Genomic DNA, 21,312 nt, shown 5'->3' with positions numbered 1-21,312 from the left:
TTGATTCGCGAGATAAGAAATTTATGGCATTTCTATGGCAATGAAATCAGCACGTCACACCGTCTGATGCCGGATCGTTAACTGCAATAAGACTGCGTGGCCAGCTTCAGGGCCTGCTGATAGAGCCTGTCTAACAGGCGAGCACGGGTGACGGCGGCCCGTGCGGCGTCGAGTTGCGGGGCGCATGCCGGCGAGTGCAGAAGGTCCCAGTGGATCACTATCTGGTTGAGCATCGTCTGGTTGAGGCCGTCGATCGTCGACCGGGACACCGACAGGTCGGGAGCCGCCGCCGGCGCGCTCGGCGGGTTGAGTTTCCACTCCGCGAACCGGCTGTGCTCGATTGCTTCGGTAGCGTTGATCTGGTCCCCGAATACCCGGGTGACGTAGTTCGGGTCGATGTGTTCGCCGGCGGCGTCGGCGCTCAGCTTGGCGAGTTGCTGTTGGACGCGGTCCGGATCCTCGACGGCAACATGCGCGATCCACTTGTAGGCGGCCACCGCCTCGGCGACCTGCAACCGCTGCGCGGCCGCATCGACCAGCTCGGTCAGCGCGCTGGCGTCGGCTCGTGCCGGTGTGGCCAGCAGCGTGGCGGCCGGCAACGCGGTCAGCAAGGCCCTTAACGCGCTACTGCGCCTGACGATTGCCGTCAAGCGCAGTAGCGACATCCGAAATTAAGGGGGTTATCCACCGCCGCCGGGGGTCGCACCAAGGGTGGTCTGCAGGTCACCCTTCATCGCGTTGAGCTGTGCGCCCCAGTACTCCCAGCTGTGGGTTCCGTAGTTGGGGAAGTTGAACACGGCGTTGTGGCCGCCCGCTGCGTTGTAGGCGTCTTGGAACTTCTTGTTGACGCCGATCATGAAGTTGCTCTCCAGGAACGTGGCCGGCAGGTTGGCGCCTCCCAGTTCGTTCGGAGTCCCGTTGCCGCAGTACACCCAGAGCCGGGTGTTGTTGGCGACGAGCTGGCCGACGTTGACCAACGGGTCGTTGCGCTGCCACGCGGGGTCGCTGTCCGGCCCCCACATGTCTTCCTTCTTGTAGCCGCCGGCATCACCCATCGCCAGGCCTATCCAGCTCTGCCCGGTGGACGGGCTGAGGTAGCCGGACAGCGAACCGGCGTAGACGAACTGAGCAGGGTGGTAGATCGCCAGGTTCATTGACGAGGCACCCGCCATCGAGATACCGACCGCCGCGCTGCCGTTGGCCTTGACGCCCTTCTCCGACGACAGGTACCCGGGCAGCTCGCTGGTCAGGAAGGTCTCCCACTTGTAGGTCGAGCAGCCGGACTTCCCACACGCGGGGCGGTACCAGTCGGTGTAGAAGCTCGACTGTCCACCAACCGGCATGACGATCGACAGGCCCGACTTGTAGTACCACTCGAAGGCGGGGGTGTTGATGTCCCAGCCGTTGTAGTCATCCTGGGCCCGCAGCCCGTCGAGCAGGTACACCGCGGGTGAGCCGCTGCCCCCGCTCTGGAACTGGACCTTGATGCTGCGGCCCATCCCCGCCGACGGGACTTGCAGGTATTCGACCGGCAGGCCAGGTCGCGAGAACGCACTCGCGGTGGGCCCGCCGCCGGCAAGACCGATCAGACCAGGCAGGGCCGCAGCCGCTGCCGCACCGACCAAAAGCCGGCGCCCCCAGGCCCGGATCTTCTCGCTCACGTCTGTCATACCTGTGCCCCTTGTCGGTCGTATGTCGTCGCGCGGTGCCCTCGGCAGAATTTACCGTGTGAATAGCTGAAATGTCGATTGGGACGCGTTGTCATCCCAGTTTTGTTTCGGCTAGTGCCAAAAATAACCCTAGTGCGATAAGTGATCCGGAAGGCTCGCGCCCCCTGCCGCGCTCTCATTCGGGGGTCTCGCCGGGTAAAACGCCAGGTAGCAGGCTTTGCCTTGAGTTCCATGCACGAGGGGAGTGGCATGCGACAACGTAGGCTACAAACGTTGTCAATTCGCGGCGGTCACCGATTTCGACACGCCCTACGGCGCGGGCCAATCGGCCCGACGGTTAGTCGGATTGATGCGTGGTACTCCGACGGACCACCGCCGCTGAGCCCGAGCGGCACCACCTGACGCGGTCGACAATTAGTTCGATTCGGTCGCCGATGTTGGGGACGCCCGAGTTTTCGCGGGATCCGAGATCGGTGCAGCCGAACCTTTCACGACCGCGTAGGCTCTCTCGGAGCAAGCCGATGGAGACCGAACGCTAACCCGGTCCGTTCCGGCCCTCACGAATCACCGCACCGCGGAGTTTGGGGTGCGTGACGGTTCGGCGGGGCCGCGGCGGGACGATTGAGGTGCAAATTTTGGACACGGTACTAGGGCTATCACTGACGCCGACCGCCTGCGGGTGGGTCCTTGCTGAGGGACACGGCGCAGACGGCACCATCCTGGACCACCAGGAATCGGCGCTGCACGCCGAGGACGGCGTACCCGCCGTCAGTACCGCAGAGCAGGTTGCACAAGAGGTCCTGCGGGTGGACGCGCAGGCCGATGCCAGCGATCACCATCTGCGCGTCATCGGGGTGACGTGGAACGACGAGGCCGCCGCCCAAGCCGCCCTGCTGTTGGAGGCATTGACCGACGCCGGATTCGACAATGTGGTGCCGGTCCGGTTGCTCGAGGCCGTCGAGACCCTGGCGCGGGCGATCGCGCCCGTCATCGGGTACGAGCAGACCGCGGTCTGCGTTCTCGAACACGAGTGGGCCACGGTCGTCATGGTCGACACCCATGACGGCGACACCCAAACGGTGGTAAAGCACATCAGCGGCGGCTTCGACGGGCTGCGATCCTGGCTGACCGGAATGTTCGACCGCAGCGGATGGCGTCCGGGCGGGGTGGTGGTCGTCGGCGCGGACAGCGACATCGACGGGTTTTCCTGGCAGCTCGAAAAGGCTTTGCCGGTGCCGGTCTTCGCACAGACGATGGCCCAGGTGACGGTCGCGCGCGGTGCGGCACTGGCCGCGGCGCGAAGCACCGACTTCACCGACGAACGACTGATCGCACAGAACACCGAACCCGCGCCGGCCGTGCCGGCGCGGCGGCCCGGCCACTTGTCCTACGCGGGCGCGGTGACCGCGTTGGCCGCCGGCGCCATCACCTTTGTCTCCTCGCTGGCGATTGCCGTGGGTATTCAGCTGGCTCCCGAAGCGGGACGCGCCCCGGGCAAGCACGTCGTGCACGACCAGGCACCGCAGGTTGCCCAAGCCGTGGCGCCCGCGGTCGCACCGCCGACCGAGGCGCCCGCGCGGCGCTGGGCGGCCACCGGTGAACCGGTTTCGAAACCCGGCGTACCGCAGGAGGGCCCTCCGGTCGAGCAACAGCCCGACCCGAACGGCCCGCAACCGTACTTGACGAGGGTGCTCGAACACATCCCCGGCGACACCGGCGATCCGACGTCGCCGGCTACCCCGACGCAGCCCTAGGGCTGCTTGATCGCGGTGCAGTAGTAGGCGTCGGAAGCGGGATTGCCGGCGGTCGAGGGTACTTCGGGTAGTCCGTTGGACGCGAACAATTCATTCAGGGTCCGGACCTCCGTCCGCCAACCGTGGCGATACAGGTACGCGGCAACGTCATTGCGCTCGACGTCATAGCGCAAGTTGGCCAGCTCCACATCGAACCCGTGTTCGCGCCACCGCTCGCCGGCGACGGCAACCATGTCCTTTGCCTGCTCCCCGTTTTCGTCCGGACGGCTGCCGAAAATCTCTGCAGCAAGCCGACTTCCGGCCGTGCTGAGGCTGGTGATGTTGTCCAGCAAGCGATCCTGCGCATCGGGAGGTAGGAACGCGAGCAACCCTTCGGCGATCCATGCGCTGGGCCGGGTCGGATCAAAACCCTTTTCGCGCAACGCCGTTGGCCAATCGTGGCGCAGGTCGATCGGCACCACACGCAGCTCGGCGGTCGGCCGCGCATCGAGATCGGCCAGCGTGGAGTTCTTGAACTCGAGCACATCGGGCTGGTCGATCTCGAACACCGTGGCCCCGGCCGGCCAGGACAGCCGGTAGGCGCGCGCGTCGAGGCCCGAGGCCAGGATGACGGCCTGGCGGATACCCGCGTCCATCGCATCCCGGAAAAACCCGTCGAAGTACGGGGTCCGGACACCCATCAGGTCGGCAATCCGCTGCAAACCCCACGTGTCTTCGGCGCCGTCGATGTCGGCCGCGTCGATCTCCCCGTTAGCCCATCGCGCGAGGAAGTCGATTCCCACGGCTCGCACCAGCGGTTCGGCGAAGGGATCGTCGATCAGCGGCTTAGCCGCCTTCGTCGCGACGGCCCGGCCGGCGGCCACCATGGTAGCGGTCGCTCCGACACTGGTCGCCAGGTCCCACGAATCATTGTCTGTACGAGGCATTTTGCCTTCCTTCGGCGAGACAGCTAATCGATACTTAGCGGCGGTAATGAACTTCTACCGAGGATACACGCGCCGACGACTACCGCCCGTGGCATTCAATCGTCCTTGGCGTGAACCGCGGAGAAAGACAGCGTCACGTCGTCGGCGACCTGCACCGAGCCCATCAGCAGCGAGTACGGCTTGATGCCGTAGTCGGTCTGGCGAACCGTGGATTCGGCAGACATTCGCCAGGAATCACCGAGATCTTCTGTGTGCAAGTCGATTACGTGCTCGCGCTGTTTTCCGCGGATCTCCAGCGTGCCACTGAGGCGGTAGCCGTTTTTGGTTTCTTCGATGACGTCGGCGGTGAAGCGGATTTCGGGGAAGCGGTCGGCGCCCAGCGAGCTCAATGCGTTCGAGCGCACCAGCGCTTTCTCGGGACCCGACAGACCCTTGACACCGCCCTGACTGCTCAGCACGCCGAACGAGCCGACCTCCACCGTCAATTCGGCCGCGACGGGATCGGTGCCGGCCCACCGCACGGCGGCCCTCCAGCGCGTCATCGCGATGGTGAGCCGATGGCCCATCCGCGCGGCCCGGCCCTTGACGGCGGTACGAAGTTGTAGTTCGCCGTCGGCAGCGTCCAGAGTCCACGAGTCGGTCACAGACCGACTGTATTCACATGGTCAACACGGTGCGGTAGCGCGCTCGCCCTTGCTCCATCGCGGCGTATCCGTCGGCGGCCTGCGCCAGTGGCAACTCCTCGATCCAGGCCCGCACTCCCGACAGCACCGCGAAATGCATTGTGTCTTCGACATCTTTCGAGGTGCCGGACGGGTGCCCGACGATGCTCACACCCGGCGTGATCAGCTGTACCGGACTGATCGGCAGCGGCTCCGTGGTGACGCCGATGGTGATCAATTCGCCCTGGGGCAGCAACCCGCCGACCGTGTCGGCCATGGCGGCCGAGTTCGATGCGGTGGCCAGCACGACCCTCGCGCCGCCCAGCGCCTGCAATGCTTTGGCGACGTCGCCGCTGGTGGAATCGATGTAGTGATGGGCGCCCAATTTCCGGGCATCGGATTCTTTGCCGCCGCCCCTGGCAATCGCGATGGTCTCGAAACCCATCGCCCGGGAGAACTGCACGCCGAGGTGCCCGAGTCCACCGACCCCGAGAATCGCGACCCGGTCACCGGGCAGCGCCTTGGTGTGACGCAAGGCGTTGTACGTCGTGACACCGGCACAGCCCATCGGGGCCGCCTCCACATCCGACAGCTCGGACGGAATCCGGGCTAGCGCGTTGGCCGGCACCGTCACCGACTGCGCGTAACCGCCCGGGTACTGCCAGCTCGGGACCTTCATGTTCGCGCAGTGGATGAAGATGCCCCTGCGGCAGGATTCGCAGCGGTCACAGTTTCCACCGAACCAGCCGACGGCGACCCGATCGCCGACCGCGAATCCCTGCACGCCCTCACCGAGTTCGGCTATGGTTCCGGCGATTTCGTGGCCAAGGGTGAGCGGCCACGTCATGCTTGGAAAGCCGCCGTTGGCGAACGCACGGTCGGTGCCACACACGCCACAAGCCGTGACCGTCAGGCGTACCTCGTCACGGCCGGGCGGTTTGGTCTCAACCTCTGCCAGCTCCAAAGGCCCACCGGGGGACCGCATTTGGACGGCTTGGTGTGTCGGCATTATCTACCCCCCGGGTCTCAGTGGGCGACAGGGCATTCCCCGGATCCGTTGGTGTTGTAATCCACCTGCCAGTGCTTGATTCCGTTGAGCCAGCCCGATCGCAGCCGCTCCGGCTTGCCGGCCGACTTCATGTCCGGCATCGCGTCGGCGATCGCGTTGAACATCAGGTCGATCGTCATGCGCGCCAGGTTTGCACCGATGCAGTAGTGCGCGCCGGTGCCGCCAAATCCCACGTGCGGGTTGGGATCGCGCAAGATGTTGAACGTGAACGGGTCGTCGAACACGTCCTCGTCGAAGTTGGCCGAGCGGTAGACCATCACCACTCGTTGGCCCTTTTTGATCTGCACCCCGGACAGCTCGTAGTCCTCGAGTGCGGTGCGCTGAAACGACGTGACCGGGGTGGCCCACCGGACGATCTCGTCGGCGGTGGTGGCGGGACGTTCCCTTTTGTACAGCTCCCACTGATCCGGGAAATCGGTGAAAGCCATCATGCCCTGGGTGATGGAGTTGCGGGTGGTCTCATTGCCGGCCACGGCCAGCAGGATGACGAAGAAACCGAACTCGTCGTCGGAGAGCTTGTGGCCGTCGACGTCGGCCTGGACCAGCTTGGTGACGATGTCGTCGCCGGGGTTTTGCGCCCGGTCGGCGGCCATCTGCATGGCGTAGGTGATCAGTTCGACCGAGGCGCCCATCGCGTCGTTGCGGGCGAATTCGGGGTCCTGGTCGCCCACCATCTGGTTGGACCAGTGGAACAGCTTCATGCGTTCCTCCTGCGGCACCCCCATCAGCCCCGCGATGGCCTGCAATGGAAGCTCACACGACACCTGCTCGACGAAATCGCCGGAGCCTTCGGCGGCGGCCTTCGCGACGATCTGGCGGGCGCGCTCGTTCAGGTCGTCGCGCAACTTCTCGACGGCGCGGGGAGTGAAACCCCGGGAGATGATCTTGCGCAGATGGGTGTGCTGCGGGGCGTCCATGTTGAGCAGCACGAACTTCCCCGTCTCGCGCTGCTCGCGGACCGTGCCCTCGCGGTAGCGGGGCAGCGCGGTGTTCTCCAGGCTGGAGAACACATCGCTGCGCCGCGAAACCTCTTTGACGTCCTTGTGCTTGGACAGCACCCAGTAGCCATCGTCATCGAATCCGCCCGAACCGGCAGGCTGCTCGTTCCACCAGATCGGCGCGGTGCGTCGCAGCTCGGCCAGTTCTTCCACCGGCAGTCGTTCCGCGTGGACGTCTGGATCGGTGAAATCGAACCCCGGCGGGAGATTCGGGATCGGCTTGATGGTCGTCATTGGCCAACTCCTCGATACGAAGTCTTCTAGTCGTAAGTCTTGTGCCAAATAAACCACTGCAACACCACCGATGGGAAGCATTGACACAACATCGACCGACCAAATTGCAACATGTTCACCGACGACGGGTTCCGGGCGGCGCGCCGGCCGATCCGCACCAGCGGCAACGACCAGCCGAACGGCATCGCCGCGGGCGGCTTGGCAGGACCCGCGGCCGCGTTCGGCCGCCCGGGCCTTGTGGCCTGGACCACAATAGATATGCTTTGTCCAGGTCACCGGCGCTGACGGACCGGCTGACGCTTACGCGAAGGGGTGGAGACGCATGATTCGCGAAGTACTCGCCGTCGCCGCGATCACGGGTGGCGCCATCACCGGGGCGCCGTGCGCGGCTGCCGGTTACGAGGGCGATGTGCCGAACATGAACTATCAGGCCTCGTTGGGCGCACCCTGCGACAACTACGAGCGCTTCATCTTCGGCCGCGGCCCCAGCGGCCAGGCCGAGGCCTGCCATTTCCCGCCGGCCAACCAGTTCCCGCCGGCCACCACCGGCTACTGGGTGATCTCGTATCCGCTGTACGGCGTGCAGCAGGCCGGAGCCAAGTGCCCGGGCCCGCAGACCGCGGCGCAGTCGGACCGGGGACTTCCCATGTTGTGCCTGGGAGCTCAAGGCTGGCAAGAGGGTTGGTTCACCGGCGCAGGGTTCTTCCCGCCGTCGGGATAGCGATCATGCGCGAACGTCAGCCGACGCAAACTCCGATTCCCCGGTGGCTGCGTTTCGTGCTGGCGTCGGACCGGGCCGGCTCGGCCTGGTACATCGGGACCGGCTTCTTCTTCGCTCCGGTGCTCGCGGTCCTATCGCCGTGGCCCGCCGTCACCGCCGCGCTCTGGGCGGTGATCGGACTGGCCGGGCTGTGGCTGGGCCTGCTCGGCATCGCGATGGCCGTCGGGCTGGCCCGGATTCTGCGTTCCGGCGCCGAGATCCCCGAGGACTATTGGCGCACCCTGGTCAACTACTGACCCTCTAGAGTCGTAACCAAGTTCTTTCAAGACCAGCAACGATTAGGAGACTCCGGTGGCGGTCAACCCCAGAGACGCCGTGGACGCGGTCAAGGACATCGCGACCAATGCCGTCGAAAAGGCTTCGGACATAGTCGAAAACGCCAGTGACATCATCCGCGGCGACCTCAAGGGAGGGGTCAGCGGCATCGTCGAGAATTCGATCGACATCGCCACTCATGCAGTGGAAAGAACCAAGGAAGTCTTTACCGGCGGTAAGTACGACGTCGACGACGAGTAGTCGCCGCTAGACGCTGGCGGCCTCGTTGAGCTCGTCGAGCTTGGCCGTGGCCTCCAGGTACTCCTGCACCCAGCGCTCGATCACCGTCGACGTCTTCTCCACCTTGTTGAACTGACCGACGACCTGCCCGACGGGGTTGAACGCCACGTCGACGGATTCGTTGGGGTAGCGGTTCGTGGCTCGCACGGCCATGCCGGAAACCATGTACTGCAACGGCATACCGAGCGGCTTCGGGTTGTCAGGCTTCTCCCACGCCTCGGTCCAGTCGTTGCGCAGCATGCGGGCTGGCTTGCCGGTGAACGAACGACTACGCACGGTGTCGCGGCTGCCTGCCTTGATGTAGGCCGCCTGCTGCACCGGGGTGTTCGAGGATTCCTCGACCATCAACCATTGCGAGCCGGTCCAGGCGCCCTGGCAGCCCAGCGCCAGCGCCGCGGCGATCTGCTGGCCGCTGCCGATGCCGCCCGCGCCCAGGACCGGCACCGGGGCCACCTCCTTGACGACCTGTGGCCACAGCACGATCGAACCCACCTCACCACAGTGGCCGCCGGCCTCGCCGCCCTGGGCGATGACGATGTCGACGCCCGCGTCGGCGTGCTTGCGCGCCTGCGAGGGAGAGCCGCACAGCGCGGCCACCTTGAGCCCGGCCTCGTGGACGTGCTTGATCATCTCCGCCGGCGGGGTGCCCAGCGCGTTGGCGATCATCTTGACCTTGGGGTGCTTGAGTGCCACCTCGACCTGCGGCGTGGCGGTCGCCTCGGTCCACCCGAGCAGCTGCAGAGTGTCGCCGTCGCTGTCCTCGACGGGCACGCCGTGGTCGGCGAGGATCTTCTTGCCGAAGTCCAGGTGCTCCTGCGGAACCATCTTGCGCAGTGTCTCGGCGAGATCTTCGGCTGACTGGTTCGAGTCCATGCCCTCGTACTTGTTCGGGATCACGATGTCGACGCCGTACGGGTGGTCGCCGATGTTCTCGTCGATCCAGTTGAGCTCGATTTCGAGCTGCTCGGGCGTGAAGCCGACCGCCCCGAGCACGCCGAACCCCCCGGCCTTGCTGACCGCAACCACGACGTCGCGACAGTGCGTGAAGGCGAAGATCGGGAACTCGATACCGAGTTCGTCGCAAATAGGGGTGTGCATTACAACTCCTGGGATGCTGGCCGAATTGGAACGTGTTCTAGTTTAGTACGCGCGCCCATGACGTGGCCAGCGGCCCCTGACAAGCGCCCCACGACTACGACGCGTCAGGTCACCAGGCTGCGGGCCAGCCACAGCAGCAGGAACGGGAGCATGCACCCGACGCAGACGAGGTGGTCGCGGCAGACTGACCGCGCCAGGTGACTCTGCTCGGCCACGCTATCGGTGCGCTGCCCGAGCCGGATCGCGTCGGGAACCGTTTGCGTCAGCGCCAGCATCGTGGGGATACCGGCAAGCCCGGCCGAAACCACCAGTAACCAACCGGGGTCGCGTCCAAGGGTCGCCTGAAACCCCAACGCGCCCAGCAAAATCAGCATCACCAAAGCGATCAGCCGACTCATCGGACGCGCCGCGGTGGTCGCGCGGTGGTAATACCCCGTGATGGAGGCGAGCACCGGCTCGGGCAATTCCTCGCCGGCGGATCGATGCGCGAGAACCTGGACGTCGAACATCAAATCCATCCATAGAACGGCGAAGAGGAATCCGCTGCAGGCCGTCAGCAAAGGAGCCATGGCACGCACCACCTCCCGTCGGCTTCGGGCATCGTCGGCAACGCGGTCAGCGACCTGGCCGCGCCCGGGCCCCAAGTCGTCCTATTGTTTCGCAGGCGGGGGAGCAGTTCTACCTCATGCGACGGCATTGACCGAAACCAACAACCACGACTCCCAGTCCCGCGGCGACGACTCTTGATCCGCTCCGTCGGCAGCGGGTACCGTAGTGCTGCCAATTACGAAACGGTGAGTAGCGTAATAGGTTTCCCCGTCTCCCGAAAGGATCGGCTCGATGCGCAGCCCCTACTCCGGCCGCCCTTTCACCACGTCGACGCCGGAAATCGCCGCGGCCCTCGAAGATGTCAGCATCCCGACGCTGTTGCTCTCGCTCGTGCACATCACCGGCGACCCGCGATTCATTCGCGACTACAAGCAGATGGGCATCTTCCTCAACGAGGTGCAAGGGTTCATGTCGGAGGACGACAAGGCCCGTGCCCGCGCCGAGGCGTTGACCGTCATCAGCGAATATCGCGACCGCGGCTGCCCCGAGCCGCAGCCCCTGAGCCCGGAACTCATCCGGGAGATGATGGACTGGGCGGCCTGCGAACATGTTCCCGACGACTACCTGTCCCTGGTCGCCGAGGAACTCGACCTCGACGGGACCGACCCGCGCCGCCCGGTCGCGATACCGGCCGAGCGCGCGGCCGACGTCCCGGTGCTGGTCGTCGGGTGCGGGGAATCGGGGCTGCTGGCCGGTGTTCGGCTACAACAAGCCAACATCCCGTTCACGATCGTGGAGAAGAACCCCGGGCCCGGCGGAACATGGTGGGAGAACAGCTATCCCGGAGCGCGGGTGGATGTGGCCAACCATTTCTATTGCTACAGCTTCGAACCCAACAACGACTGGACGCACTTCTTCGCCGAGCAGGACGAGCTGCAGCACTACTTCACCAAGGTGATGAACAAGCACGACCTGGCCGAGCACATCCGCTGGAACACCGAGGTTCTCGCGGCCGAATGGAATGACGACGAGGGAATCTGGAGCGTCTCGCTGCGCGACGCCGACGGACAGACCAGCACGCTTCGGGTGCGCGCCCTGATCACCGCGGTCGGTCAGCTCAATCGTCCGCAGATCCCCGAATTCGACGGCGCCGACAGCTTCGCGGGGCCGTCCTTTCACTCCGCGGCCTGGGATCACTCGGTCGACGTCACCGGTAAGCGGGTCGCCCTGATCGGCGCCGGCGCCAGCGGCTTCCAGATCGCGCCCGCCATCGCCGAGGATGTCGAGCATCTCACCGTGTTCCAGCGGACCGCCCAGTGGATGTTCCCGAATCCCATGTACCACGACGAAGTCGGCGAGGGAGTGCGCTGGGCGATGCGCAACCTGCCGTTCTACGGACGGTGGTATCGGTTCCTGGTGTTGTGGCCCGGTTCGGACAAGGGCCTCGACGCCGCGGAAGGCGATCCGAACTATGCCGACCAGGACGCGGCCGTCAGCGACATCAACGCAGCGGCCGCAATGATGTTCTCGCAGTGGATCACCAGCCAGGTCGGCGACGATGAAGAGCTGTTGGCCAAGGTGATGCCCGATTATCCCGCCTGCGGCAAACGCACACTGCAGGACAACGGCAGCTGGCTGCGGACCCTGCAGCGCGACAACGTCGAACTGGTCCGCACCGCGATCCGGCAGATCACCCCCCGCGGTGTCGTCACCGACGACGGGGTGGAGCACGAGGCCGACGTGATCGTCTACGCCACCGGATTCCGGCACACCGACGTGTTGTGGCCGCTGAAGGTGACCGGCCGCAACGGAATTGACCTTCACCAGATGTGGGGGAGCCGCCCGTATGCCTACCTGGGCATCACGGTTCCGGATTTCCCCAACTTCTTCATCATCTACGGGCCGGGCACCCACCTCGCGCACGGCGGCAGCCTGATCTTCCAATCCGAACTGCAGATGCGCTACATCGACCAGTGCCTGCAGCGGTTGGCAGACGCCGACGTGCACTCGATGGAACCCAAGACCGGCGCCGCGACCGACTGGCATCAACGGACACAGACCCAGATCAAGAAGATGGTGTGGTCTCACCCCGCGGTCAAGCACTCCTACTTCAAGAACGCCGACGGGGAGATCCACACCGTCAGCCCTTGGCGCCTCAACGAGTACTGGGCCGCGGTGCGCGAGCCCGATTGGTCCCAATTTATTGTGCGACAAGGAAAGTGAGCACACCACTATGCGCACGGTAGTCGTCGATGGACCCCGCAACGTCCGGGTCGACACCCGTCCCGATCCCGCGCTCCCCGGCCCCGACGCAGCGATCGTCGAAATCACCGCCGCCGGCATCTGCGGATCCGACCTGCACTTCTACGAGGCCGATTTTCCGATGCCCGACCCGATCGCGCTGGGCCACGAAGCCGTCGGCACCGTGGTGGAAGTCGGGCCCGAAGTGCGCAACGTCAAGGCCGGCGATCAGGTCATGGTGTCATCGGTGACGGGCTGCGGCAGCTGTCCGGGGTGTGCCACCCGCGACCCGGTCATGTGCTACTCCGGTTTTCAGATTTTCGGCGGGGGACTGCTCGGCGGTGCACAAGCCGATCTGCTCGCGGTGCCCGCCGCCGATTTTCAGCTGCTGAAGATGCCCGAGGGCATCAGCACCGAACAGGCATTGCTGCTTACCGACAATCTGGCCACCGGTTGGGCGGCAGCGCAGCGCGCCGACATTCCGTTCGGCGGCAGCGTCGCGGTGATCGGCCTGGGCGCGGTCGGGCTGTGCGCGCTGCGCAGCGCGTTCTTCCAGGGCGCTGCAACGATTTTCGCGATCGACATGGTCGACGGCCGCCTGGACCGCGCTGCGCAGTGGGGTGCGACTCCGCTCAAAGCGCCGGCCCTCGAGGCGATCATGGCAGCCACCGGCGGACGTGGCGCCGACGCGGTGATCGACGCCGTCGCTACCGATGCCTCGCTGACCGACGCGATCAACACCGTCCGGCCCGGAGGCACCGTTTCGGTGGTCGGCGTGCACGATATGAATCCGTTCCCGCTCAACGCGCTGGGTTGCCTGATCCGCAGCACCAGCGTGCGATTCACCACGGCACCGGTGCAACGGACCTGGCCGGAGTTGGTCCCGCTGCTGCAGTCCGGGCGGCTCGACGTCGACGGAATCTTCACCACGTCGATGTCGTTGGACGACGCGGCCAAGGCGTACGCGACCGCCGAGTCGCGATCGGGAGACGTCGTGAAGATTCTGCTGAAGCCCTAGTCGCCGTTTGGCTGCGCTTCGCGGCGAACATGGTTCGCGAGGTAGCGCAGCGTCCGCATCGGCCGACGCCGGACCGAGGCGAGGCACATCACCGGCCAGCCGTGCGCCGCGGCCTCGGCGGCCAGGCCCGAGCGGGGGTTCACCGGTCGCGGATAGCCGACCACCGACATCGACGCGGCATCCTCGTCGCCATCGGCGTAGAAATAGCTGTGCTGCACCGCGACGTCGTTGGCGGCACAAAATTGTTGGACCGCAGATGCTTTCGTCGTTCCCCAGACGATCGGTTTGACGATTCCACCGGTCAGGCGTCCGTACTCATCAAGCTCGAAGCGGTTGCACTGCACGTTGGAGATACCGAGGAAGCGCGCGACCGGCAGCGCCTGAATCGAGAGCGCCGAGGAACTCAGCACCACGGTATGACCGCGTTCCTGATGCGCTTGCACGATCTCGCGCATGTGCGAATACAGGCGCGAGGCAACACGTTCGACGAACAGCCGCTCGCCCAGCTCGTCCAGCTCGACCAGCGACTCGCCCTGCAGATATCCCGCGGCCCGGGCGATGAGGCGCTCGAATTCCAAGCGGCCGAAGCGATATCGCAGCGCGGCATCGAATACGCCGACCAGCTCGCCGAGCCCGACCTGCCGGCGCCGGATCCGATCGCCGACGTGAACGGCGGCGGTGAAGCCGTCGACCAGGGTTCCGTCCAGATCGAAGAACGCGCCGACTCGCGGTCCCGGTGAGCTGGCCGTGATCTCGGCAATGGCGTCGGCGGGCGAGAGCATCGTCATAGTCACCACGTCGACTCCATCCGTTACCGGGTTGCCGTTATGTACTGCGAATGCATGAAAGCGTCGATTTTCACGTCGACATCGGGTGGTGTCATGCCGTAGCCGGCCTGCAAGTCGAGGGTGTTGCGGACGGGCTCAACGCTCCAGCCGTGCGCGGCCAGCCATTCGGCAGGGTCGCCCTTGGGCTCGTAGGTAAGGGAGGAGAAGTCCACATCTCCGGACATGTTGACCCCGGGGTGGTTTGTTTCAAGCGCTTCGAGCTGGTCGTGGTCCAGGCGCGATCCCAGTGCGCCGATGGCGATTCGGCTGCCGGGTGCGCTGAGTCGGCTGATCCGGGTGAAGAGCGTGTTCTGGGCTTCGTCGGTCAGGTAGGGCAATATGCCCTCCACCGACCAGGCGCTGGGGCTTTCGGTGTCGAAGCCGGCCGCTTCCAGCGGCCTGGACCAGTCGGTGCGCAAGTCGGCCGCGACCTCGACCCGCGACGCCTTAGGCACCGCGCCATGCTCGCCCAGCACTTGAGCCTTGAATTCCAGGACTTTCGGCAGATCGATTTCGAAAACCCTTGTTCCGGGCGGCCATTCGAGGCGATACGACCGCGAGTCCAATCCCGCGGCGACGATCACCGCTTGCCGGATGCCCGCGTCGGCCGCGGCGCCGAAAAAGTCGTCGAAGAACCGGGTCTGCACACCGTAGAGACGCGGAAACGCGGTCTCGTCGTCGGTACTGCCCGGATTGGCAAGCGCACCGGCCAAATACGGGTCCTGCGACGCCGCGATGAACACCTTCGCGTATTCGTCTCGGACCAGCGGCTGCGCGCTCGCGGCGTGCAGTGCGCGCCATCCCGCGACCAGGAGAGCGGTATAGCCGACGCTGCTGACGATGTCCCATTGGTCGTCATCGGAACGGAGCGTGCCGAATTCGGGCCCGGATTCAGGCGCAGTGCTCATGGTCGCCCCCTCCTGTTTCGATCGGCCAAGATCCAAGGTACCTGCGAGGGCCGGTTCACAGCTCGAGAAACACCGTTACTGGCCCGTCGTTGACCAATTCGACCTGCATATTCGCCCCGAACACGCCGGTTTCGACGCGGGCGCCCAACCCGCGCAACGCCTCCGCGAACGCCGCGACCAGCGGCTCGGCGACCGTACCGGGGGCCGCGGCGTTCCAGGACGGTCGGCGACCTTTGGCGGTGTCTGCGTAGAGGGTGAACTGGCTGACCACCAGGATCGGCGCACCAACGTCGGCCGCGGAGCGTTCGTCGGCGAGAATGCGTAGGTTCCAGAGCTTTTCGGCAAGCCGGCGCGCCTTGTCGACATCGTCGCTGTGGGTGACGCCGACAAACGCCAGCAACCCCTGGCTGTCCGGCCGGATGGCACCCACCACCCGGCCGTCGATGGCCACCGCTGCCGACGAGACCCGTTGCACCAGAACCCGCATGGTTCGATGCTGCCAGGCCGGATGGGTACGCTCGTCACGTGTCCGTCCTCGTCGCGTTTTCCGTCACCCCGCTCGGCGTGGGCGAGGGCGTCGGCGAGCTCGTCGCCGAAGCTGTCCGGGTGGTGCGCGATTCGGGGCTGCCCAACAAGACCGATTCGATGTTCACCGTGATCGAGGGCGAAACCTGGGAGGAAGTGATGGCGGTGGTGCAGCGCGCCGTCGAGGCCGTGGCCGCTCGTGCCCCCAGGGTCAGCACGGTGATCAAGGTGGACATGCGAGCCGGCGTTCAGGACGCGATGATCCAGAAAGTCGCCACGGTCGAGCGCTACCTCGCCGAGGGGTAGGACCGGCCGGCGTCGAGTGTGCGTCCACGGCGGCCCCGATCGGCGTGTCGCCGCCGTCAGCGCACACTCGACGCCAGTGTGGCGTCCGTGCGCCAGTAGGCTCATGCCGGTGAGCGCACGCGCAGGCATCGTCGTCACCGGAACCGAAGTCCTCACCGGACGTGTCCAAGACAGAAACGGCCCGTGGATCGCCGATCGACTGTTCGAACTGGGCGTCGAGCTGGCCCACATCACCATCTGCGGCGACCGCCCCTCCGACATCGAGGCACAGCTGCGCTTCATGGCCGAACAGGGCGTGGACCTGATCGTCACCAGCGGCGGACTGGGTCCGACGGCCGACGACATGACCGTCGAGGTGGTGGCCCGCTTCTGCGAGCGTGAGCTGCTGCTCGACGAAGAAGTCGAGGGCAAGATCGCGAATATTCTCAAAAAGCTTATGGCGCACTTTGATTCGGAAAGCTTCGATGCGGTGCGCGCAGCCAACCGCAAGCAGGCGATGGTTCCCGCCGGTGCGCAAGTGCTCGACCCGGTGGGTACCGCCCCCGGCGTGGTGGTGCCCGGAAAGCCCACGGTGATCGTGCTTCCCGGACCCCCGCGTGAGCTTCAGCCGATGTGGCACAAGGCCATCGAGACTCCCGCCACGCAGCAGGCGATCGCCGGCCGGACGATCTACCAACAGGAGACCATCCGGATGTTCGGGCTGCCCGAGTCGGGGCTGGCCGAAACACTGCGGGACGCGCAGAATTCCGTCGCCGGATTCGGGTCGCTGGAGATCACCACCTGCCTGCGGCGGGGCGAGATCGAAATGGTCACCCGCTACGAGCCGGACGCCGCACAGGCCTACGCGCAACTGACCCGGCTGCTGCGCGACCGGCACGGGCAGCAGCTGTACTCCGAAGACGGATCCCAGGTGGACGACGTGGTCGCGCGGTTACTGTCCGGCCGCCGGATAGCCACCGCGGAGTCCTGCACCGCCGGACTGGTAGCCGCACGGCTGACCGACCGGCCCGGCTCGTCCGACTACGTAATGGGCGGCGTGGTGAGCTACTCCAACGACGCGAAGATCCAGCTGCTCGGCGTCGACGCCGCACTGATCGAAACGCACGGCGCGGTATCGGAACCCGTCGCCGAGGCGATGGCGGCGGGCGCATTGGAGCGCTTCGGCGCCGATACCGCCGTCGCGATCACCGGCATCGCCGGACCCGGCGGGGGAACACCGGAGAAGCCGGTCGGAACCGTCTGCTTCACCGTGCGGCTAGCCGAAGGCCGCACGGACACCCGGACATTGCGACTGCCCGGGAACCGCTCCGATGTCCGCGAGCGCTCGGCGACCGTCGCGATGCACATGCTGCGACGCGCCTTGAGCGAGCAAGCACCGCTTTAGCTCATCACTTGACTTCCGTTGGGAGAAAAGCCGTTTCGGCTGTTCCGAAGCGAATGCCGGTCGCATCCTTGCCGATCCACGTCAGGAATGCCACGGCGCACAACACCGGCACGATCGTCGCGGTCAGCGCGAACGGGTAGCCGTGCGACTCGGCCAGCGCTTCCTGGATCGGCAGATTGAAGGCCGCGAGCAGATTGCCGAGCTGATAGGTGACGCCGGGGTAGAGGCCGCGGATAGCGTCGGGTGACATCTCCGTGAGGTGCGCGGGGATCACGCCCCAGGCGCCCTGCACGCAGACCTGCATCAAAAACGATCCGAGGCACAGCATCGCGGCGGTGTGCGAATAGGCGAACAACGGGACAATCGGCAGCCCGAGGATCGCACAGAAGATCACGGTGTAGCGGCGGCTGAACCGTTGCGACATCGAGCCGAAGAACAGACCGCCGATGATGGCACCGATGTTGTAGACCACCACGATCCACTTGACCGTCACGCTGTCCAGGCCGGCGCCGTGGTTGGCGGCCGAGCCCAAGAACGTCGGGTAGACGTCCTGCGTGCCGTGGCTCATCCAGTTGAAGGCGGTCATCAGGGCCACCAGGTAGAAGAACCGGCGAACGATCTTGCCGTCGCGCAGCACGTCGGTGACCTTGGTGTTGGTGAGTTTCATCTGGTCCTGCGCGGCCTCCCACACCTCCGACTCCTGCACCCGGTATCGGATGATCAGGCTGATCAAAGCCGGGATGATCGACAGACCGAACAGCCAGCGCCACGACAACCCCAGCCAGTCCAGCACCACCAGCGAGCCGATACTGGCCAGCAGATAGCCGAAGGCGTAGCCCTCCTGCAGCAGGCCGGAGAAGAAACCGCGCCGTTCGACGGGGACCTTCTCCATCGCGAGCGCGGCGCCCAGCCCCCATTCGCCGCCCATACCAAGGCCGTACAGCAGCCGCAGGATCACCAGCACGGTGAAGTTGGGCGCGAAGGCGCACAGGAAGCCGACGACGGAGTAAAAGATCACGTCCACCATCAACGGTGTCCGCCGTCCGACCCGGTCGGCCCAGAGCCCGAACAACAAGGCGCCCACGGGGCGCATGACCAGAGTCGCCGTCGTGATGAATGCGACTTCGGCCTTGCTGTGGTGGAAAGTCTTGGCGATATCGGCGTAGACGAACACCACGATGAAGTAGTCGAAGGCGTCCATCGTCCAACCGAGCATTGCCGCGATGAAAGAATTTCGTTGATCGGCGCTGATCTTTTGTGTTGTCACCAAAGCATCCTGGCGCACCCAACGCGTTGGCGCGAGCCCGTTCCATAGTGAAAACGGCGGGAGTAAGTTCCGGATACATGCGAATCATCGATGCCGATGGACACGTCGCCGAGAATTCCTCGCTGGCGATCGAAGCGATCAAGCGGTGGCCCGACCACGTCAAGCCCAGCACAGACCGGCGCCTACGGCTGATGATCGAAGGCCGCAACTATCCGGAGGACCGCGGCCCGGGCGCCGGCTGTCCGCCCGAGCACGGTATCAGCAAGTCGCCCAACATCAACTGCTCGTCTCCCGACGGTGTGCTGGGCGACGCCGACCGCGATCACATCGACACGATGGTGCTGTACCCGAGCCTCGGGCTCTGCGCGCCCAGCCTCGAAGATCCCGAATTCGCAGCGGGATTCGCGCGCCTCTACAACCAGTGGATCGCCGACTACTGCGCCTCCTCGGGCGGCCGGTTGCGCGGCGTGGCCGTGACGCCGATCGAACACGGTCAGCTGGCCATTGACGTCATGACCGAGGCCAAGGACCTCGGGCTGGTGGCGACTCTCGTCCCGCCGGCGCTGAAGACCCGCAATCTGGACCATCCCGATCTCGACTCGTTTTACGCCGCCGCGATGGAACTCGGGATGCCGCTGGGCATTCACGGCGCCCCGGGAATTCATCTGCCGAAAATCGGCGTGGACCGGTTCACCAACTACATCCAGGTGCACTGCATCAGCTTTCCGTTCGACCAGATGACCGCGATGACCGCGATGGTCTCCGGCGGCGTCTTCGAGCGCCATCCCCGATTGCGGGTCGCCTTCCTCGAGGCCGGCGCGGGATGGGTCCCGTTCTTCATGGACCGCCTCCACGAGCACTACGAAAAGCGAGGGGACTGGGTCGAGCGCGGCTGGCGCCGCGATCCGCACGAATACCTGTCCGCGGGCAACATCTTTGTGACGTGTGAGCCCGAAGAACCGATCCTGCCCGGCGTGATCGACGTGCTGGGCGCGGACTTCATCATGTTCGCCAGCGACTACCCGCATTGGGACGGCGAGTGGCCGGAGAGCACCAAGCACCTACGCACCCGGGCGGACATCAGCGAAGAGGCGCGGGAAAAGATCGGTAGCCTCAACGCACAACGCTTCTACGCGCTGAACTAACTCGAATACGGGTGCCCCGCAGCCACTTCGGTGAGAGGATGTTTCGGCATGGGCCCTTTTCTGATTCGCGCCGCGTTGACCGGATTCGCACTGTGGGTCGTCACCAAATTGGTCCACGGCCTGAGCTTCGTCGGCGGCGAAACGACGCTACAGCGGGTCGGCATCATCTTCGTGGTGGCGGTGGTCTTCGGCCTGGTGAACGCGATCATCAAACCGATCGTGCAATTCCTGTCGATCCCGCTCTACATCGTGACGCTGGGCTTGTTCCATATCGTCGTCAATGCCTTGATGCTCTGGATCACCGCCCGGATCACCGAAAACACCACGCACTGGGGACTGCAGATCGATCACTTCTGGTGGACCGCGATCTGGGCCGCGATCGTGCTGTCGATCGTCAGTTGGTTGCTGTCGCTGTTGAGCCGGGACCTCCGACGCGCCACCAACGGGTAGCCGGTCAGCGCGCCTGCCACCGCGGTGGGCGCTTCTCGGCGAACGCGCGCGGGCCTTCCTTGGCATCCTCGGTCGCGAAAACCCGGTCGCTGTGCCGAGTCTCGTTGTCGTAGGCCGCTTCGAGGTCGAGTGCCAGACCTTCGACCGCGGATTGTTTGGTCGCATAGACCGCGAGCGGCGCGTTGGCCGCGATCCGCTCCGCGTAGTCGTAGGCGGTATCCATCAAACGCTCGGCCGGCACCACCTGGTTCAGCAGCCCCATGACGAGAGCACGCTGCGCGTCGACCATGTCGGCGGTCAGTAACAGCTCCATCGCCAGGGCGTAGGGAATCTGGCGTGGCAGCCGCACCGTGCTGCCGCCACCGGCGAAGAGACCGCGTTTGGGTTCCATCACCGCGAATCGCGCTTCGGGCACGGCGACGCGGATGTCGGTGCAGCCCAACATTTCAAAGCCACCCGCGACGCAGGTACCGTTCACCGCCGCGACGATTGGCTTGTACACCGGGAAGCGATGCAGCACGGCGTGAATCGCGTCCAGCGCGTCCCAGCCGCCTGGTTTGGGAAGGTCGCCGGTCAGTTCTGGGATGAATTTCTTCAGATCCGCGCCGGTGCAGAAATCCCGTCCGACGCCGGTGACGACCGCGACCCACGCGCCGTCGTCGTCACGGAAGTCGGCCCAGGCGTGCGCCAAATCGCGAAAATGTTCCATATCCAGCGAGTTGCGCGTCTCGGGACGGTTGATCGTAATGGTGGCAACGTGCGCGTTAAGCGCGTAATCGATACTCACGGATGTTCCACCGTTTCGGTTCGTCGTTGCTACCGTTACTGAAATAGTAAGGGTTTCAGTGCCCTTCGGCCGACAGCCATGCGCTGGGAAACTGAACGATTTGCGCAATTTCACCGCGTAAATCTCAATTGCACATATGCTTAGCAACGACGTGAAAA

Annotated in this window: 24 protein-coding genes; 11 read left to right on the top strand and 13 right to left on the bottom strand. The window is 65.3% G+C overall.

Going from position 1 to position 21,312, the window contains the following annotated elements:
* Positions 1-77: 77 nt before the first annotated feature.
* Positions 78-665, bottom strand: a complete 588-nt coding sequence (locus G6N55_RS02745) for a chorismate mutase (RefSeq protein WP_085220132.1) — start codon at positions 663-665, stop codon at positions 78-80.
* Positions 666-680: 15 nt separating this feature from the next.
* A complete protein-coding gene (locus tag G6N55_RS02740; RefSeq protein ID WP_085220133.1) occupies positions 681-1,670 on the bottom strand; it encodes an esterase family protein in 990 nt (329 codons plus the stop codon).
* Positions 1,671-2,305: 635 nt separating this feature from the next.
* On the opposite strand from G6N55_RS02740, the gene G6N55_RS02735 reads away from it, so the two are divergent.
* A complete protein-coding gene (locus G6N55_RS02735) occupies positions 2,306-3,424 on the top strand; it encodes a DUF7159 family protein (RefSeq protein ID WP_085220551.1) in 1,119 nt (372 codons plus the stop codon).
* Here the strand turns inward: G6N55_RS02735 and G6N55_RS02730 are convergent.
* From G6N55_RS02730 to G6N55_RS02715, 4 genes are all read right to left on the bottom strand, one after another.
* Positions 3,421-4,350 (bottom strand): class I SAM-dependent methyltransferase, encoded by a 930-nt coding sequence (locus G6N55_RS02730; RefSeq protein WP_085220134.1) that lies wholly within the window; start codon positions 4,348-4,350, stop codon positions 3,421-3,423. The genes G6N55_RS02735 and G6N55_RS02730 overlap by 4 nt on opposite strands.
* Positions 4,351-4,445: 95 nt before the next feature.
* Complete coding sequence (locus G6N55_RS02725) at positions 4,446-4,994, bottom strand: YceI family protein (RefSeq protein WP_085220135.1); 549 nt, start codon at positions 4,992-4,994, stop codon at positions 4,446-4,448.
* Positions 4,995-5,007: 13 nt separating this feature from the next.
* Entirely contained in the window at positions 5,008-6,021 is a 1,014-nt protein-coding gene (locus tag G6N55_RS02720) for an alcohol dehydrogenase catalytic domain-containing protein (protein WP_085220136.1), read from the bottom strand.
* Between the two features lie 17 nt (positions 6,022-6,038).
* Positions 6,039-7,313 carry a cytochrome P450 gene (locus G6N55_RS02715; RefSeq protein WP_085220137.1) on the bottom strand — a complete coding sequence of 425 codons (1,275 nt, stop codon included), beginning with the start codon at positions 7,311-7,313 and terminating at the stop codon, positions 6,039-6,041.
* Between the two features lie 111 nt (positions 7,314-7,424).
* Between G6N55_RS02715 and G6N55_RS02710 the strand changes: the two genes are divergently transcribed.
* The 4 genes from G6N55_RS02710 to G6N55_RS02695 are packed head-to-tail and all read left to right on the top strand — an operon-like array spanning position 7,425 to position 8,610.
* Positions 7,425-7,598 (top strand): hypothetical protein, encoded by a 174-nt coding sequence (locus G6N55_RS02710; RefSeq protein WP_163667145.1) that lies wholly within the window; start codon positions 7,425-7,427, stop codon positions 7,596-7,598.
* 37 nt (positions 7,599-7,635) lie between these two features.
* A complete protein-coding gene (locus G6N55_RS02705; protein WP_085220138.1) occupies positions 7,636-8,034 on the top strand; it encodes a hypothetical protein in 399 nt (132 codons plus the stop codon).
* 5 nt (positions 8,035-8,039) lie between these two features.
* Positions 8,040-8,330, top strand: a complete 291-nt coding sequence (locus tag G6N55_RS02700) for a hypothetical protein (protein WP_085220139.1) — start codon at positions 8,040-8,042, stop codon at positions 8,328-8,330.
* Positions 8,331-8,385: 55 nt separating this feature from the next.
* Entirely contained in the window at positions 8,386-8,610 is a 225-nt protein-coding gene (locus tag G6N55_RS02695) for an Rv1893 family protein (RefSeq protein WP_085220140.1), read from the top strand.
* A gap of 6 nt (positions 8,611-8,616) precedes the next feature.
* Here the strand turns inward: G6N55_RS02695 and G6N55_RS02690 are convergent, their stop codons facing one another.
* Together G6N55_RS02690 and G6N55_RS02685 are read right to left on the bottom strand one after the other, a co-directional pair.
* Positions 8,617-9,747 carry a nitronate monooxygenase gene (locus G6N55_RS02690; RefSeq protein ID WP_085220141.1) on the bottom strand — a complete coding sequence of 377 codons (1,131 nt, stop codon included), beginning with the start codon at positions 9,745-9,747 and terminating at the stop codon, positions 8,617-8,619.
* 104 nt (positions 9,748-9,851) lie between these two features.
* Complete coding sequence (locus G6N55_RS02685; RefSeq protein ID WP_085220552.1) at positions 9,852-10,316, bottom strand: hypothetical protein; 465 nt, start codon at positions 10,314-10,316, stop codon at positions 9,852-9,854.
* Positions 10,317-10,587: 271 nt separating this feature from the next.
* Between G6N55_RS02685 and G6N55_RS02680 the strand changes: the two genes are divergently transcribed.
* Together G6N55_RS02680 and G6N55_RS02675 are read left to right on the top strand one after the other, a co-directional pair.
* Entirely contained in the window at positions 10,588-12,519 is a 1,932-nt protein-coding gene (locus G6N55_RS02680; protein WP_085220142.1) for a flavin-containing monooxygenase, read from the top strand.
* Positions 12,520-12,529: 10 nt separating this feature from the next.
* Positions 12,530-13,555, top strand: coding sequence for an alcohol dehydrogenase catalytic domain-containing protein (locus G6N55_RS02675; RefSeq protein ID WP_085220143.1), 1,026 nt, complete (start codon positions 12,530-12,532; stop codon positions 13,553-13,555).
* Here the strand turns inward: G6N55_RS02675 and G6N55_RS02670 are convergent.
* The 3 genes from G6N55_RS02670 to dtd are packed head-to-tail and all read right to left on the bottom strand — an operon-like array spanning position 13,552 to position 15,777.
* Entirely contained in the window at positions 13,552-14,343 is a 792-nt protein-coding gene (locus G6N55_RS02670) for an HAD family hydrolase (protein WP_085220144.1), read from the bottom strand. The genes G6N55_RS02675 and G6N55_RS02670 overlap by 4 nt on opposite strands.
* A 23-nt stretch (positions 14,344-14,366) precedes the next feature.
* Entirely contained in the window at positions 14,367-15,290 is a 924-nt protein-coding gene (locus G6N55_RS02665) for a class I SAM-dependent methyltransferase (protein ID WP_085220145.1), read from the bottom strand.
* Positions 15,291-15,345: 55 nt separating this feature from the next.
* Positions 15,346-15,777: a D-aminoacyl-tRNA deacylase gene (gene dtd, locus G6N55_RS02660; protein ID WP_085220146.1), complete on the bottom strand. Its 432-nt coding sequence runs from the start codon at positions 15,775-15,777 to the stop codon at positions 15,346-15,348.
* A gap of 38 nt (positions 15,778-15,815) precedes the next feature.
* On the opposite strand from dtd, the gene G6N55_RS02655 reads away from it, so the two are divergent.
* Positions 15,816-16,121, top strand: a complete 306-nt coding sequence (locus tag G6N55_RS02655; RefSeq protein ID WP_085220147.1) for an MTH1187 family thiamine-binding protein — start codon at positions 15,816-15,818, stop codon at positions 16,119-16,121.
* A gap of 109 nt (positions 16,122-16,230) precedes the next feature.
* Positions 16,231-17,505 (top strand): competence/damage-inducible protein A, encoded by a 1,275-nt coding sequence (locus tag G6N55_RS02650; RefSeq protein ID WP_456299222.1) that lies wholly within the window; start codon positions 16,231-16,233, stop codon positions 17,503-17,505.
* 4 nt (positions 17,506-17,509) lie between these two features.
* Here the strand turns inward: G6N55_RS02650 and G6N55_RS02645 are convergent, their stop codons facing one another.
* Complete coding sequence (locus tag G6N55_RS02645; protein WP_276073087.1) at positions 17,510-18,721, bottom strand: MFS transporter; 1,212 nt, start codon at positions 18,719-18,721, stop codon at positions 17,510-17,512.
* A gap of 128 nt (positions 18,722-18,849) precedes the next feature.
* Between G6N55_RS02645 and G6N55_RS02640 the strand changes: the two genes are divergently transcribed.
* Positions 18,850-19,917, top strand: coding sequence for an amidohydrolase family protein (locus tag G6N55_RS02640; protein ID WP_085220149.1), 1,068 nt, complete (start codon positions 18,850-18,852; stop codon positions 19,915-19,917).
* A gap of 48 nt (positions 19,918-19,965) precedes the next feature.
* Positions 19,966-20,367, top strand: a complete 402-nt coding sequence (locus G6N55_RS02635) for a phage holin family protein (RefSeq protein ID WP_085220150.1) — start codon at positions 19,966-19,968, stop codon at positions 20,365-20,367.
* 4 nt (positions 20,368-20,371) lie between these two features.
* Here the strand turns inward: G6N55_RS02635 and G6N55_RS02630 are convergent, their stop codons facing one another.
* A complete protein-coding gene (locus tag G6N55_RS02630; RefSeq protein WP_232078907.1) occupies positions 20,372-21,268 on the bottom strand; it encodes an enoyl-CoA hydratase/isomerase family protein in 897 nt (298 codons plus the stop codon).
* Positions 21,269-21,312: the final 44 nt, after the last annotated feature.

The sequence above is a fragment of the Mycobacterium florentinum genome (assembly GCF_010730355.1).
GTDB classification, from domain to species: Bacteria; Actinomycetota; Actinomycetes; order Mycobacteriales; family Mycobacteriaceae; genus Mycobacterium; species Mycobacterium florentinum.
The sequence above is the reverse complement of the archived record's forward strand: the minus strand, read 5'-3'. Positions and strand labels throughout refer to the sequence as shown.